This is a genomic window from Micromonospora globosa, from assembly GCF_000717585.1.
In the GTDB taxonomy this organism is placed as follows: Bacteria; Actinomycetota; Actinomycetes; order Mycobacteriales; family Micromonosporaceae; genus Micromonospora; species Micromonospora aurantiaca.
This window is the reverse complement of the sequence record NZ_JNZR01000034.1, coordinates 40,416-53,457: the sequence shown is the minus strand read 5'-3', so window position 1 is coordinate 53,457 and position 13,042 is coordinate 40,416. Positions and strand designations below refer to the sequence as shown.

At 73.6% G+C, this 13,042-nt stretch carries 12 protein-coding genes; 3 read left to right on the top strand and 9 right to left on the bottom strand.

The features are described from left to right. Positions 1-55: 55 nt before the first annotated feature. The 3 genes from IF06_RS0126130 to rsgA all read right to left on the bottom strand — a co-directional run bounded on the left by IF06_RS0126130 (position 56) and on the right by rsgA (position 4,892). Positions 56-544 (bottom strand): Rieske (2Fe-2S) protein, encoded by a 489-nt coding sequence (locus IF06_RS0126130; protein ID WP_013287473.1) that lies wholly within the window; start codon positions 542-544, stop codon positions 56-58. A gap of 118 nt (positions 545-662) precedes the next feature. Further along, the gene (uvrA, locus tag IF06_RS0126125) at positions 663-3,605 is read right to left on the bottom strand and encodes an excinuclease ABC subunit UvrA (RefSeq protein ID WP_013287474.1); all 2,943 of its coding nucleotides are present in this window, start codon (positions 3,603-3,605) and stop codon (positions 663-665) included. Between the two features lie 207 nt (positions 3,606-3,812). Next, a complete protein-coding gene (gene rsgA, locus IF06_RS0126120; RefSeq protein ID WP_013475871.1) occupies positions 3,813-4,892 on the bottom strand; it encodes a ribosome small subunit-dependent GTPase A in 1,080 nt (359 codons plus the stop codon). Between the two features lie 237 nt (positions 4,893-5,129). Here rsgA and IF06_RS0126115 point away from each other — a divergent pair, with 237 nt between their 5' ends. Both IF06_RS0126115 and IF06_RS0126110 read left to right on the top strand, forming a co-directional pair. Beyond that, positions 5,130-5,846 carry a maleylpyruvate isomerase family mycothiol-dependent enzyme gene (locus IF06_RS0126115; protein WP_030274151.1) on the top strand — a complete coding sequence of 239 codons (717 nt, stop codon included), beginning with the start codon at positions 5,130-5,132 and terminating at the stop codon, positions 5,844-5,846. Positions 5,847-5,854: 8 nt separating this feature from the next. Further along, positions 5,855-6,508 carry an MBL fold metallo-hydrolase gene (locus IF06_RS0126110; RefSeq protein ID WP_030274149.1) on the top strand — a complete coding sequence of 218 codons (654 nt, stop codon included), beginning with the start codon at positions 5,855-5,857 and terminating at the stop codon, positions 6,506-6,508. 45 nt (positions 6,509-6,553) lie between these two features. Here the strand turns inward: IF06_RS0126110 and IF06_RS0126105 are convergent, their stop codons facing one another. Next, positions 6,554-7,162, bottom strand: coding sequence for a DedA family protein (locus tag IF06_RS0126105; RefSeq protein WP_036311610.1), 609 nt, complete (start codon positions 7,160-7,162; stop codon positions 6,554-6,556). 99 nt (positions 7,163-7,261) lie between these two features. Continuing rightward, positions 7,262-7,936: a class I SAM-dependent methyltransferase gene (locus tag IF06_RS0126100; RefSeq protein WP_013475868.1), complete on the bottom strand. Its 675-nt coding sequence runs from the start codon at positions 7,934-7,936 to the stop codon at positions 7,262-7,264. A gap of 180 nt (positions 7,937-8,116) precedes the next feature. On the opposite strand from IF06_RS0126100, the gene IF06_RS0126095 reads away from it, so the two are divergent. After that, positions 8,117-8,320, top strand: a complete 204-nt coding sequence (locus tag IF06_RS0126095) for a cold-shock protein (protein WP_013287480.1) — start codon at positions 8,117-8,119, stop codon at positions 8,318-8,320. A 49-nt stretch (positions 8,321-8,369) separates the two neighbouring features. Here the strand turns inward: IF06_RS0126095 and IF06_RS0126090 are convergent, their stop codons facing one another. The 4 genes from IF06_RS0126090 to IF06_RS0126075 form a co-directional block, all read right to left on the bottom strand. Next, positions 8,370-9,644 carry an MFS transporter gene (locus IF06_RS0126090; protein WP_030274145.1) on the bottom strand — a complete coding sequence of 425 codons (1,275 nt, stop codon included), beginning with the start codon at positions 9,642-9,644 and terminating at the stop codon, positions 8,370-8,372. Further along, positions 9,641-10,216: an ArsR/SmtB family transcription factor gene (locus IF06_RS0126085; RefSeq protein WP_030274144.1), complete on the bottom strand. Its 576-nt coding sequence runs from the start codon at positions 10,214-10,216 to the stop codon at positions 9,641-9,643. Before IF06_RS0126085 ends, IF06_RS0126090 begins: the two co-directional genes overlap by 4 nt. 97 nt (positions 10,217-10,313) lie before the next feature. Then, positions 10,314-11,222, bottom strand: coding sequence for a hypothetical protein (locus tag IF06_RS0126080; RefSeq protein ID WP_030274143.1), 909 nt, complete (start codon positions 11,220-11,222; stop codon positions 10,314-10,316). Positions 11,223-11,392: 170 nt separating this feature from the next. Continuing rightward, positions 11,393-13,042 carry a CocE/NonD family hydrolase gene (locus tag IF06_RS0126075; RefSeq protein WP_036311607.1) on the bottom strand — a complete coding sequence of 550 codons (1,650 nt, stop codon included), beginning with the start codon at positions 13,040-13,042 and terminating at the stop codon, positions 11,393-11,395.

The window sequence follows — 13,042 nt, the reverse complement described above, 5'->3', positions numbered from 1 at the left end:
ACGCGACCGTCACCGCGCCCCCGCCGACGACCGGCCGGCGGGGGCGCGGAACGGGTCAGGCCAGCGTGATCTGGTCGCCGTCGACCTTGATCTCCTTCGCCGCGAGCGGCTTGGTGGCCGGGCCGCCCTTCACCGAGCCGTCGACGATCGAGAACCGGCTGTTGTGGCAGGTGCAGTTGATCGTGCCGCCGTCGACGTTCGACACCGGGCAGCGCTGGTGCGTGCAGATCGGGTCGAACGCCTTGAACTGGCCGGCCTCGGGCTGGGTGATCACCACGCCCTGGCTGGCGAAGACGGCGCCGCCGCCCACCGGGATGTCCGAGGTGCGCGCCAGCGCGCTGCCGCCGTCCCGGTCGCCGCCGCCGGCGTCGCCGGTCGCGGTGGCGCCGGGCGGGCCGCCGCTGGTCGGGGCGAGCCCGGGGGACGCGTCGTCGTCGCTGCCGCAGCCCGCGAGCACCACGGCCGCGCCGATCGCTCCGGCTCCGGTGAGCAGGGTACGGCGGCTCTGGGTGACCGGTCGGGTCAGCGCCTGATCATCACTCATATCCGGCCTTTCTCTCGGCTTACTGCGGAAACACGCACCAGCGTGGGGCACGGTTCATACTGGCGCGTCACAGACCGGGCACCGACGGCCCGGCCTGCGAAAACGCGTACCGGATGGGTCAGCGCGCCCCGGCGGGGACCTTGCGGGTCCGCGTCTTGGCGCTGCCGTTGGCCTTGGCCGCCCGGGTGGTGGCCGCCTTGGCGCCCTTGGCCTCGCCGTCGAGCTTGAGGATCGGCCGCAGGAACTGCCCGGTGTGGCTCTCCGGCACCTCGGCGACCTCCTCCGGCGTGCCGGTGGCGAGCACGGTGCCGCCCCGGTGGCCGCCCTCGGGGCCCATGTCGATGAGCCAGTCGGCCGTCTTGATCACGTCGAGGTTGTGCTCGATGGTGATGACCGTGTTGCCCTTGTCGACCAGGCCCTCCAGCACCATCAGCAGCTTGCGGATGTCCTCGAAGTGCAGGCCGGTGGTGGGCTCGTCGAGCACGTAGACGGTGCGGCCGGTGGAGCGCTTCTGGAGTTCGGAGGCGAGCTTGACGCGCTGCGCCTCGCCGCCGGACAGCGTCGGCGCGGGCTGGCCGAGGCGGACGTAGCCGAGGCCGACGTCGACGAGCGTCCTGAGGTGCCGGTGGATGGCCGGGATGGCGGAGAAGAACTCGGCCGCCTCCTCGATCGGCATGTCCAGCACCTCGGCGACCGTCTTGCCCTTGTAGTGCACCTCGAGCGTCTCGCGGTTGTAGCGCGCGCCCTTGCACACCTCGCAGGGGACGTAGACGTCCGGCAGGAAGTTCATCTCGATTTTGATCGTGCCGTCACCGGAGCACGCCTCGCAGCGCCCGCCCTTGACGTTGAACGAGAACCGGCCCGGGCCGTACCCCCGGACCTTGGCCTCGGTGGTCTCGGCGAAGAGCTTGCGGATGTGGTCCCAGACACCGGTGTACGTGGCGGGGTTGGAGCGCGGCGTCCGCCCGATCGGCGACTGGTCCACGCCGACGACCTTGTCCACGTTCTCCAGGCCGGTGATCCGGGTGTGCCGGCCGGGCACCAGCCGGGCGCCGTTGATCTGGTTGGCGAGCACGGTGTAGAGGATGTCGTTGACGAGCGTCGACTTGCCCGAGCCGCTGACGCCGGTGACCGCGATGAGCTGGCCGAGCGGGAAGCTCACGGTGAGGTTGCGCAGGTTGTGCTCGCGCGCGCCGTGCACCACCAGCTCGCGCCCCGGCGTCTGCGGCCGGCGGGCGGCCGGCGTCGGGATGGACTTCCGCCCGGCCAGGTACGCCCCGGTGACCGACTCGGTGTTGTCCAGCAGCGCCGGCACCGACCCGCTGTGCACGATCTTGCCGCCGTGCTCGCCCGCGCCCGGGCCGATGTCGACGATCCAGTCCGCCACCCGGATGGTGTCCTCGTCGTGCTCGACCACGATCAGCGTGTTGCCCAGGCCGCGCAGCCGCAGCAGCGTCTCGATGAGCCGGTGGTTGTCGCGCTGGTGCAGGCCGATCGACGGCTCGTCGAGCACGTAGAGCACGCCGACCAGGCCGGAGCCGATCTGGGTGGCCAGCCGGATGCGCTGGGCCTCACCGCCGGAGAGCGTGCCGGCCGGGCGGTCCAGCGAGAGGTAGTCCAGACCGACGTCGAGCAGGAACTTCAGCCGGGCGTTGATCTCCTTGAGGACCCGCTCGGCGATCATCTTCTGCCGGTCGGTCAGCTCGATGCCGGCGAGCAGGTCGGCCGCCTCGCCGACGGAGAGGTTGCAGACCTCGGCGATGCTCTTGCCGGCCAGGGTGACCGCGAGCACCTCCGGCTTGAGCCGGGTGCCGCCGCAGGCCGCGCAGGGCACGTCCCGCATGTAGCCCTCGTACTTGTCCCGGGACCACTCCGACTCGGTGTCGGTGTGCCGCCGCTCGATCCACTGCACCACGCCCTCGAAGCCGGTGTAGTAGGAGCGCTCACGGCCGTACTTGTTGCGGTAGCGCACGTGCACCTGGTCGTCGGAGCCGTGCAGGATCGTCTTCTGCGCCCGCGACGGCAGCGCCCGCCACGGCGTGTCGATGTCGAAGTGCTCGGCCTCGCCGAGCGCCTCCAGCAGCCGCAAAAAGTATTCGAGGTTGTGGCCGGTGGCCCAGGGCTGGATCGCGCCCTCGCGCAGCGTGCGCTCCGGGTCGGGGATGACCAGCTCGGGGTCCACCTCCTTCTTGGTGCCGAGGCCGGTGCACTCCGGGCAGGCGCCGTACGGGGCGTTGAAGGAGAAGACGCGGGGTTCCAGATCCTCGATCGCGAGGGGGTGGTCGTTCGGGCAGGCCAGGTGCTCGGAGTAGCGGCGCTCCCGGGCCGGGTCGTCCTCCGGCAGGTCGACGAAGTCGAGCAGCACCAGGCCGCCGGACAGGCCGAGCGCGGCCTCGACCGAGTCGGTCAGCCGCTGCTTGGCACTCGGCTTGACGCTGAGCCGGTCGATCACCACCTCGATGGTGTGCTTCTCCTGCTTCTTGAGCTTCGGCGGCTCGGTCAGCGGGTGCACCACGCCGTCGACCCGGGCGCGGGCGTAGCCCTTGGCCTGGAGTTCGGCGAACAGGTCGACGTACTCGCCCTTGCGGCCGCGCACCACCGGCGCGAGCACCATGAACCGGGTGCCCTCGGCCATGGCCAGGACGCGGTCGACGATCTGCTGCGGGCTCTGCTTGGAGATCCGCTCGCCGCAGATCGGGCAGTGCGGCTCGCCGATGCGGGCGAACAGCAGGCGGAGGTAGTCGTAGACCTCGGTGATCGTGCCGACGGTGGAGCGCGGGTTGCGCGAGGTGGACTTCTGGTCGATGGAGACGGCGGGACTGAGGCCCTCGATGAAGTCGACGTCGGGCTTGTCCATCTGGCCGAGGAACTGCCGGGCGTACGACGACAGCGACTCGACGTAGCGGCGCTGGCCCTCGGCGAAGATGGTGTCGAACGCCAGGCTCGACTTGCCCGAACCGGAGAGCCCGGTGAAGACGATCAGGGCGTCCCGGGGCAGGTCGAGACTGACGTCACGCAGGTTGTGCTCGCGCGCGCCACGGATGATCAGTCGGTCGGCCACGGTGCGTGTGCTCCCGGAAGAAGAATATGAGGCGGATCTGTGCACCAGACGCCGGGTCTGGGTGGTTTTCACAGGTTGTCGGGCGCAGAAAAGACGCCTCGGCAACTCTAGCCCCGACGTATGACAACTTCCGTCGCGCGAACATTCCCCCAGCTCAGGCCGGTCGGGCGGGAACCACGCAGGTCCACCCGACCGGCCCGGGCCGGCTCAGAATGCCCCTGGTGCGGGCGGGGTCGCCGGACGTCCGGTGCGTCGCCGCCCGGCCCGCCATCCGCCCCGCCGTTCGGCCGCCAGCCGGGCCGCGCGGCGACCGCCCTCGTGCTCGATCTCCCGCTGCAACCGGCGCCAGCTCTCCCAGCGGCGCACCGGCAGCTCGCCGTCGTCCATCGCGGCCCGCACCGCGCAGCCCGGCTCGGCGTCGTGGGCGCAGTCGGCGTACCGGCAGCCGGCCGCCAGCTCGGTGATGTCGGCGAACGCCCGGTCCAGGCCGGCCGCGCCGTCGAGCAGGCCGACCGCCCGTACGCCCGGGGTGTCCAGCACCGCTCCCCCACCCGGCAGCGGCACCAGCGACCGCCAGGTGGTGGTGTGCCGGCCCTTGCCGTCGACCCGGCGGATCGCCTGGGTGCGCATCACGTCCGCCCCGGCCAGCGCGTTGACCAGGCTCGACTTGCCGGCGCCGGAAGGGCCGAGCAGGCCGAGCGTGCGCCCCGGGGCGACGTGCCTGCGCAGCGGCGCCAGGCCGGTGCCCCGCTCCGCGCTGACCGGCAGCACCGGCACCCCCGGCGCGAGGTCGGCCAGTTGCCGGGCCACCGCCGCCGGGTCGGCGGCCAGGTCGGCCTTGGTGAGCACGACGAGCGGCTCCGCCCCGGATTCGTGCACCAGGGAGAGCAGCCGTTCGATCCGCGCGGCGTCCGGTTCCGGGTGCACCGGCTCGACCACCGCGGCGGCGTCGAGGTTGGCGGCCAGTACCTGGCCGCTGGCGTCCTTGCCCGCGGTACGCCGCACCAGCGCGGTACGCCGCGGCAGCACCGCCTCCACCGTGACCGGGCCGTCCGGCCAGGTGGACAGCAGCACCCAGTCACCCGCGCAGGGCAGCGCGGTCAGATCGCGGGCGGCGGCGGACAGCACGCCGCCGCCGAGGCTGGCCCGCACCGGCCCCTGCGGGCACAGCACGGTGCAGACGCCCCGGTCCACCCGGGCGACCCGCCCGGGACGGTGGCCGGCGCGCCGGTCGAGATGGGCCGCCCAGCCGGCGTCCCAGCCGAGGGCGGTCAGATCGAGAGTCATGGTGTCCTCATCGGTGTCGAGGGGAGGTACGGCGGAACACACGCGCTGCGACCGGCATGCGCACCACCTCCCCTCCGACTCCCGGTGCCGCGTACTCGACGACGTGGAGCCCGGCGCGTCCGGCGCCGGCCCTATGTCGTCGGCCCCGACGGTAGGTGGCACGCCGACGCGCCGAAAGCGATTTCCCCCCGGGCACGGCCCGGTCCGGCCCGCTAGGGTCGGACGGGTGAGAACGCGATGACCGCCGACCCCCTGCTGCTGACCGGCCCGCTGGCCGAGGCGAACGACCGGCTGCTGCGTACCGTGTCCGGTCTGACCGCCGCGGACGTCGCGGCGCCCTCGCTGCTGCCGGGCTGGACCCGCGCGCACGTGCTCACCCACCTGGCCCGCAACGCCGACGGGTTCGTCAACCTGCTCACCTCGGCACGCACCGGCGAGGAGATCCCGATGTACGCCTCGGCGCAGGCCCGCGCCGACGACATCGACGCCGGCGCCGACCGCGGCCCGGCCGACCTGCTGGACGACGTACGCCGCAGCGGCCAGCGCTTCGACGCGGCGGTCGCGGCGATGCCCGTGGACGCCTGGGGCGCCACGGTGCAGACCCGGCGTGGCCCGTGGCCGGCGGCGATGCTGGTCTGGGGGCGGCTGCGCGAGGTCGAGGTGCACCACGTCGACCTGGCGGCCGGTTACCGGCCCGCGGACTGGCCGGAGGCGTTCGCCCAGCGGCTGCTGCACGAGGTGGTGACCGGGCTGGCCGGCAACCCGGCCGCACCGGCCATGGTGCTGCGTTTCGACGGCGCGGCGTCCGAACTCGTCGTGGGTGACCCGGAGGGGGCGCCCACGGTCACCGGCCCCGCGCCGGAACTCGCCGCCTGGCTGACCGGCCGGGGCGCGGGCGAGCTGCTCACCGTCGAACCCGACGGCCCCCTGCCGAACCCACCGGAATGGATCTGAACATCGTCATGACCTACACCGGAGACGTCACGCCCGGCGGTCCGCCGGCCGTGCGCGAGCTCGACCGGCTCACCGTCACCAAGCTGTCGGTGGGCCCGATGGACAACAACGCCTATCTGCTGCGCTGCAACGCCACCGGCGAGCAGGTGCTGATCGACGCCGCGAACGAGGCGCCGCGCCTGCTGGAGCTGGTCGGCGACGGCGGGCTGGCCGCCGTGGTGACCACCCACCAGCACATGGACCACTGGGTCGCGCTGGAGGAGGTGGTGGCCAAGACCGGGGCGCGCGCGCTGGTGCACGCCGACGACGCCGGGGGCCTGCCCATCGAGGCCGAGCGGCTCGCCGACGGCGACACGGTGCCGGTCGGTGACTGCGGGCTGGAGGTCATCCACCTGCGCGGGCACACACCGGGCTCGATCGCGCTGCTCTACCGCGACCCGGCCGGCACCCCGCATCTCTTCACCGGGGACTCCCTCTTCCCGGGTGGCGTGGGAAACACGGACCAGGATCCGGAGCGCTTCGGCCGGCTCATCGACGACGTCGAGGCCAAGCTGTTCGGCCGGCTGCCGGACGACACCTGGTTCTACCCGGGCCACGGCAAGGACAGCACCATCGGCGCCGAGCGGCCCGCGTTGCCGCAGTGGCGCGCCCGCGGCTGGTGAGGACGCCCGGCCCGGCCTCCCCCGTGACGGCCGGGCCGGGCGCGGTCAGGCGGTGAGCGCCCGCAGCCGGCGCCGGGTGGCGAGCAGCACCGGGCCGGCCAGCAGCAGCCCGACCGCCATGGTCAGCACCGTGGGGTTGAGCGCCCCGGGGAGCAGGCCGGTCAGCGCCCGCGCGGCGAGCCCCAGCGCCACGTAGAGCCCGGCCCACGCGGTCGCCCCGGCCGCCGCGCAGACCAGGAACCGCCGGTACGACATCCGCAGCCCGCCCGCGGCCAGCGGCAGCAACGCGTTGAACACCGGCAGGAACGGCGCCACCAGCACGATCCGTCCTCCGCCGCGGTGCAGCAGCGTCTCGGCTGCGGCCCAGCGGGACTCGCCGATCCAGCCGCCCACCCGGCTGTCCCGCAGCCGCCCGCCCCAGCGCCGGCCGGCGAAGAAACTCAGCGACCAGCCGGCCAGGCAGCCCGCGACCACCGCCGCGACGGTGAGCGCCCCACCGGCCGGACGACCCGCGCCGACCGCGGCCAGGACCGCGGCGTCGCCGGGCACCAGCACCCCGATCAGGGGTACGGCGTCGGCGAGCATGACCACGCCGAGCAGCCCCATCAACAGGGTGGTGGGCAGCTCACCGGCGGCGGCCACGAGTTCGTTCATGAGCTGCACGCTATGCGGCGGCGGCACGCGGGCACATCGGGCATGATCCCCCAGTGGTCCCCGACACCTGGCCGGGCAGACCCCTAGGGTCAGCCGGGCTCATCGGGGCCGGAGCACCTGCACCCGGCGTACCGGGGAGTCGACCGAGGGTTCGGTGGTCGGCACCGGGTAGCTCGCCACCAGTTCCAGCCCGTCCGGCGGCAGGTGGCCCCGGTCCGGGTCACCGACCAGCACCTGCACGCCGTGCGCGGCGCAGCGCCGCAGGTAGGGCAGGACCCGGGCGGCCAGGCCCGCGTCGTAGAGCGCGTCCCCTGCTACCAGCAGGTCGGCGCCGGTCACCCCGTCGAGCAGGTCGGCGCCGTCGGCTGTCACCCGGACCCGGTTGGCCCGGGCGTTGACGGTGACCGCCGCCACCGCGTACGGGTCGATGTCGTTGGCGATGACCTGGTCGGCCCCGGCGAGCGCGGCGGCGATGGCGACCAGCCCCGAGCCGGCGCCCAGGTCGAGCACCCGCCGCCCGGCGGCCAGCTCCGGGTGGTCCAGCAGGTGCCGGGCGAGCGCCTGGCCACCGGCCCAGACCGACGCCCAGTACGGCGGCGGCAGCGACCGCCCGGCGGCGGCCTCCATCCGGGCCCACCACAGGATGGCGTCCTCGGCCAGGTACAGGCGCACCTCCGGCACGAACGGCGTACCGACCAGGCGCAGGCGGTCCGGGCCCCCGCCGGGCGCCGCGATCTCCTGCTCCAGGTCGGCCAGAGCCGTCTGCCTGCTCATCGGGGCAAGCATGCCGTGCCCGGCCCGACGGCGGGGTCTTTTTCCGGTCGCGCACGTATTCACGGGCGCGCCGCGCGCTTCCGGCAGCGGATTCCGGTCCGGACGGTTACTGTCAGGGTGGTACAGGGCGATCACCGGCCGCGGAGCCGGTGCTCGCTCGCATTGAACAGGGAGAGACGCATGGCAACCGGCACGGTCAAGTGGTTCAACTCGGAAAAGGGCTTCGGCTTCATCGAGCAGGACGGCGGAGGCCCGGACGTGTTCGTCCACTACTCGGCCATCCAGAGCAGTGGCTACCGCGAGCTGAACGAGGGCCAGAAGGTCGAGTTCGAGGTGACCCAGGGGCAGAAGGGCCCGCAGGCGGACAACGTTCGTCCGATGTAGCGCGTGCCGGTGGCGGCGGTCGGGCTCCGACCGCCGCCGCAGTGCATCCTCACAACGGCGCGGCCGGCAGGTCGCGCCGTTTCCGTAGTGGCCCGGCCAGCAGGATCAGCGGGGTCAGCGCCAGCCAGGCGGTCATCACCCGGATCGCGCCGCCCGGCCCCCACGCCGCGCCCAGCGCCCCGGCGAGCAGGGCGGCCAGCGGAATCGTCCCGTAGTTGAGCAGCTGCATGCTCACCGTGACGCGGCCGAGCAGCCGGTACGGCGTGTACGTCTGCCGGAAACTGCCCTTGACCACGTTGCCGACGGCGACGCCGAGGCTCACCAGGATCCCGCCGAGCACCAGCCAGCCGGTGCGCGCGCCGGGCCCGGCGAGCGGGATCAGCAGCGCGGGCGGGCCGGTGAGGGCACCGGCGACCAGCAGCGTCCGGGCGCTGCCGAGCCGCCGGGACAGGCGCGCGGCCAGCGCGGCGCCGATCACGCCGCCGAGGCTGGCGAGTCCGATCAGGAGGCCGACCAGCCCGGCGGGCAGCTCGGCCGAGCGGACCAGGAACACCACGAGCACGGCCTGGTAGCCGGTGAGCCCGATGTTGCTGGCCGCCCCGAAGACCGTCAGCACCCGCAGGTACGGGTCGCGGACGACGAACCGCAGCCCGGCGGCGACCTCGCGGCGCAGCGACGTCGTCCCGGCGGGACGGTGCGGCCGGGGTTCGGCCGCGCGGATGCGGCGCAGGCACAGCGCGGAGAGCAGGAAGCTCAGCGCATCCAGCGCCACCGCGGCCACCGCGCCGACGAGCTGGGCGACCAGGCCGGCCAGCCCGGGCCCGACCAGGTAGCTCGCGGTCTGGGTGGCGTGCAGGCGGGCGTTGGCCTCGGGCACCTGCCCGGGACGCAGCAGCGTGGGCAGGTGGACCTGGTCGGCGGTCTCGAAGAAGACCCGGGCCAGTCCGGCGCCCAGAGCCACGACCAGCAGGTGGCCGACGGTGAGCAGGCCGAGCAGGGCGGCCACCGGCACGCTCGCGAACAGCGCGGCGGCGGCCATGTCGGCGGCGATCATCACGGGCCGGCGGCGGACGCGGTCGACCCACGCGCCGACCGGCAGCCCGGCGAGCAGCCACGGCAGCCACGCCGCCGCGGTGAGCACCGCCACCTGGAACGTGGTCGCGTCGAGCACCGCGACCGCGACCAGCGGCAGCGCCACGACGGTCATGTTGTTGCCCACGGCGCTGACCGTGTGGGCGGTCCAGAGCAGCCGGAAGTCGCGGTGCCGGAACAAGCCGCCGGGCGGCGCGTCGACCGGGCCGGACGTCCGCGCGGTGGCGGTCACGGCCGGCCCGGGACGCCGTGGGCGAACACGAAGACCGGTTCGCGGCGGCGCCCGTCGTCGGGCACCGTCCGGTCGGCCCACCGGGCCAGCAGCTCGATCACCTCGCGGCTGAGTTCGGCCAGCTCGTCCGGGGTCAGGTGCAGCCACTTGTCGGTGCTGAACGGCCCTTCGCCCCACGCGGCGTGCGCCTCGTCGGGCGCCGCCTGCCAGGCGCGGACCAGCTCGGCGTGCCGCTCCAGGTTGAGTGAGCTGGCCGCGTCGGCCACCACCCGGGCCGCCGGGTCGTCGTCGAAGTCGCTGTTGGACCAGCGCACCCCCCGGTCGCGCAGCCGCCACCAGCGTTCCCGGCGGTCGCGGGCCAGCTCGGGCGCCTCGACCAGCAGGTCCGCGGCGGCGAGCACCTTGAGGTGGTGGCTCACGTTCGCCGGCGCCTGGCCGGTGTGCTCGGCGAGCATGCCGACTGTGCACGGGCCGTACACCTTGAGCACGTCCATGAGCCGGCGGCGCAGTGGGTGGGCGAGCGCGGCGAGCACCCGCGAGTCGGTGACCTGCCGGACGGTGGGCTGTTCCATCCGGCGAGTCTGACATTCGCAAGAGCTGTTGCGCAATATCTCTTGCCGAATGGGCCGGACCGGGGCGCCGCGACACGAGGGTCGCGGCGCCGGACGGTCAGGCGGTCAGCCGGCGGGACAGTTCGTCGGCCACGTCCCGGGCGATCTGCGGCGGGATGGCCTCGGCGATCTTCTCCGGCGGTAGCCCGGCCAGCACCCCGGAGACGATCTGCTGCTCGTCGGTGAAGTCCTTGCCGGACAACTCGTTCACCTGCGCCACGAGTGCCGGCCAGGCGCGCAGCATCGCCAGCATCTGCTGCAACGGCGAGTTCGCCATGGGCGGGTTGACCAGCCCGGTGGTGTTCGCCGGCGAGATGAGCCAGTTGCGCAGGTTCTGCAGGTCGGCCAGGACGTCGCCGACCGTACGGCTCTTCGAGCCGGTGTTCCCGATGAGCTTGTCGGTCTGTTCCATGTCGTCCTCCGGTTTCACGACGGCGATCATCCCGATCGCGGTGAGGTAGCGGCGGAACAGCGGGGTCTGGTCCCGCCCCGCCTTTGTGGCGTCGCGGAAGAAGCTGAAGTGGGTGTGGAACAGGTGGCTGCTGTCGCCGCCGGTCCGCCGTCCCAGCCGGTCCCAGCGGCGCACCGTCCGCCCGTCCGGGGAGTAGATGATCTCCCGGATGTCCCGGGTGTCGGCCGCGTTCGCGGCGCACTGCGCCACCATCCAGGCGGAGAAGGTCCGCAGGTTGTGCGTGCCGCCGCCGGAGCGGACCGAGAACGTGCCGACGTCCAGCGCTGACGCGTACAACGTGAGCCCGGACCGGTCCCGGCTGGACTCCACCACCGAGTAGTCGTTCGTGACGACCCGGTCGGAGCCGCAGTGGTAGCCGCCGCGGTGGTTCACGTCGCCGACGATGCCGACCTCCGCCGGCTCCAGGTCGTCGGCGCGTACGGCGTTCTTGTCGACGTTGAGATAGGTGAGTAACAGGTTCCGGACGGCCAGCAGGTTCGCCGGGGCCGACGTCATGGCAGCTCCCCTTCCGATCGATGACCGGCGAGGGCACGACAATCACACCGCGTGATGACATGCGATCCGCGGACGCGCCCCGCCGGATAACTGCACGGCACCGGGCACTTGCTCCGAGCTTAACCACGGTTAGGCAGAAGTGCCCAGCTCAGGGGCGCTTTTTTGAACTATCAGCCCGCTGTGGACGGTGCCGGCACGAGCGGCAGCACCAACACCGAGGGATGCTCACGATCGTGGAGGATCTCCCGCCAGCCAGCACGGAGGGTCACAGCGGTGCCGAGCGGCTCACCGGTGCCGGGGTTGCGCGCGTAGCGGGGGTGGGCGCCACCGGAGACCTGCACCCGCAGCCGGTGCCCGGACGCGAAGCGGTACGCCGTCGGCCAGAGCGTCACCGGCACGGTGACCACTCCGGACGGATCGCGCGGGAACCGCCCGGGCTCGACGCGGACCAGGCCGTCGCAGACGTTCCAGGAGCGCCCGCGCCGGTCCACGTCGCACAGACGCACGAACACGTCCAGGTACGACAGTTCGCTGCGCAGGTGGATCTCGGCGCGTACCGGCCCGGCCACCTCGACCGGGTCGCGCAGCGGCTCGCTGGTGTAGGTGAGCACGTCCGGGCGCGCCTCGACCGGCCGGTTGTCCACCGCGCCGGCCCGCTGGGCCACCAGCAGCGGGCCACCGAGCGACGGGGTGGGGTCGGCCGGGTCGTACCAGATCCGGTCCGGTGCGCCGTGCTCCTGCGGTTCCGGGGCCAGCCCGCCGGCGGATCGCAGGTGCCATCGCGCGGGTGTGGCCGGTGGCGGCCAGTCCGGCAGGTCGCGCCAGCCGCCGCCGTCGCCGCCGACGTGCACCCGTACCGGCGCGCGTTCCGGCCCGGGCCGCCCGGCCAGGTGGGTGTCGAGCCAGTCCAGGCCCTCCCGCAGCGACGCCAGGAGCAGCCCCGGGCTGCCGTGCGTCCACGGCCCGACGACCAGGCGGGTCCGCGTCCCGGCGGCCCGCAGACGGGCGTAGTCGTCGAGCTGGGCCGGCAGGAAGATGTCCTGCCAGCCGCTGACCATCGCCACCGGGGCCCGGACCTCGGCGATCCGGTCGCCGAAGACCCGGGTACGCCAGTAGTCGGCGTCGGGCGTGTGGTGACGCAGCCACTCCTGGAAGAACGGCACCGTCACGCCGGTGGCGACCCGGTCCGCCTCGGCCAGCGGCAGGTGCGCCAGGGCGCGGGCGAGCCGGGGCTGGCCGCGTTTGAGCTCCCACTGCCGGGCCAGCCAGGGCACCGTCTGCGCCTGGAGCAGCTCGGCCCAGGTGAGCACCGTGTCCAGCGCGAACGACTCCCCCGCGTACGTGGAGTCGCGGGTGGCCGACGCGGTCACCACGGCGACCATCGCGCGCAGTTCGTCGCCCGCCTCGGCCGCGAGCGCCCACTGCACGAAGCCCTGGTAGCTGGCGCCGAACATGCCGAACGCGCCGGTCCACCACCGCTGGCGGCGCAGCCAGTCCAGCGTGTCCAGGCCGTCGTCGCGCTCGTGCACGAGCGGCGCGAACTCGCCGCCGGAGCCGAACGTGCCGCGGCACGACTGGATCACCACGTGGAAACCCCGCTCGGCGATCAGGCGGCCCAGCAGCCGGACCGGCCCGCCCCGCCCGTACGGGGTGCGGATCAGCACGCACGGCGCGGCGGGCAGACCGGGCGCGTAGTGGTCGGTGCGCAGCGTCACCCCGTCGCGTACCCGGACCGGGATGTCCCGGGTGACGGTGACCCGCCCGGTGCGGGCGGCGGGCAGTCGCAGCGCCGCGGTGGCGGCCCGGGTGACCAGCCGCAT

What these genes read in the sequence shown, in the direction of transcription:
- IF06_RS0126105 (WP_036311610.1), bottom strand. Translation starts at nt 7,162, where the DNA reads ATGAACGAACTCGTGGCCGCCGCCGGTGAGCTGCCCACCACCCTGTTG.
- IF06_RS0126095 (WP_013287480.1), top strand. Translation starts at nt 8,117, where the DNA reads ATGGCAACCGGCACGGTCAAGTGGTTCAACTCGGAAAAGGGCTTCGGC.
- IF06_RS0126130 (WP_013287473.1), bottom strand. Translation starts at nt 544, where the DNA reads ATGAGTGATGATCAGGCGCTGACCCGACCGGTCACCCAGAGCCGCCGT.
- IF06_RS0126100 (WP_013475868.1), bottom strand. Translation starts at nt 7,936, where the DNA reads ATGAGCAGGCAGACGGCTCTGGCCGACCTGGAGCAGGAGATCGCGGCG.
- IF06_RS0126110 (WP_030274149.1), top strand. Translation starts at nt 5,855, where the DNA reads ATGACCTACACCGGAGACGTCACGCCCGGCGGTCCGCCGGCCGTGCGC.
- IF06_RS0126080 (WP_030274143.1), bottom strand. Translation starts at nt 11,222, where the DNA reads ATGACGTCGGCCCCGGCGAACCTGCTGGCCGTCCGGAACCTGTTACTC.
- rsgA (WP_013475871.1), bottom strand. Translation starts at nt 4,892, where the DNA reads ATGACTCTCGATCTGACCGCCCTCGGCTGGGACGCCGGCTGGGCGGCC.
- IF06_RS0126115 (WP_030274151.1), top strand. Translation starts at nt 5,130, where the DNA reads ATGACCGCCGACCCCCTGCTGCTGACCGGCCCGCTGGCCGAGGCGAAC.
- IF06_RS0126085 (WP_030274144.1), bottom strand. Translation starts at nt 10,216, where the DNA reads ATGGAACAGCCCACCGTCCGGCAGGTCACCGACTCGCGGGTGCTCGCC.
- IF06_RS0126075 (WP_036311607.1), bottom strand. Translation starts at nt 13,042, where the DNA reads ATGCGGCTGGTCACCCGGGCCGCCACCGCGGCGCTGCGACTGCCCGCC.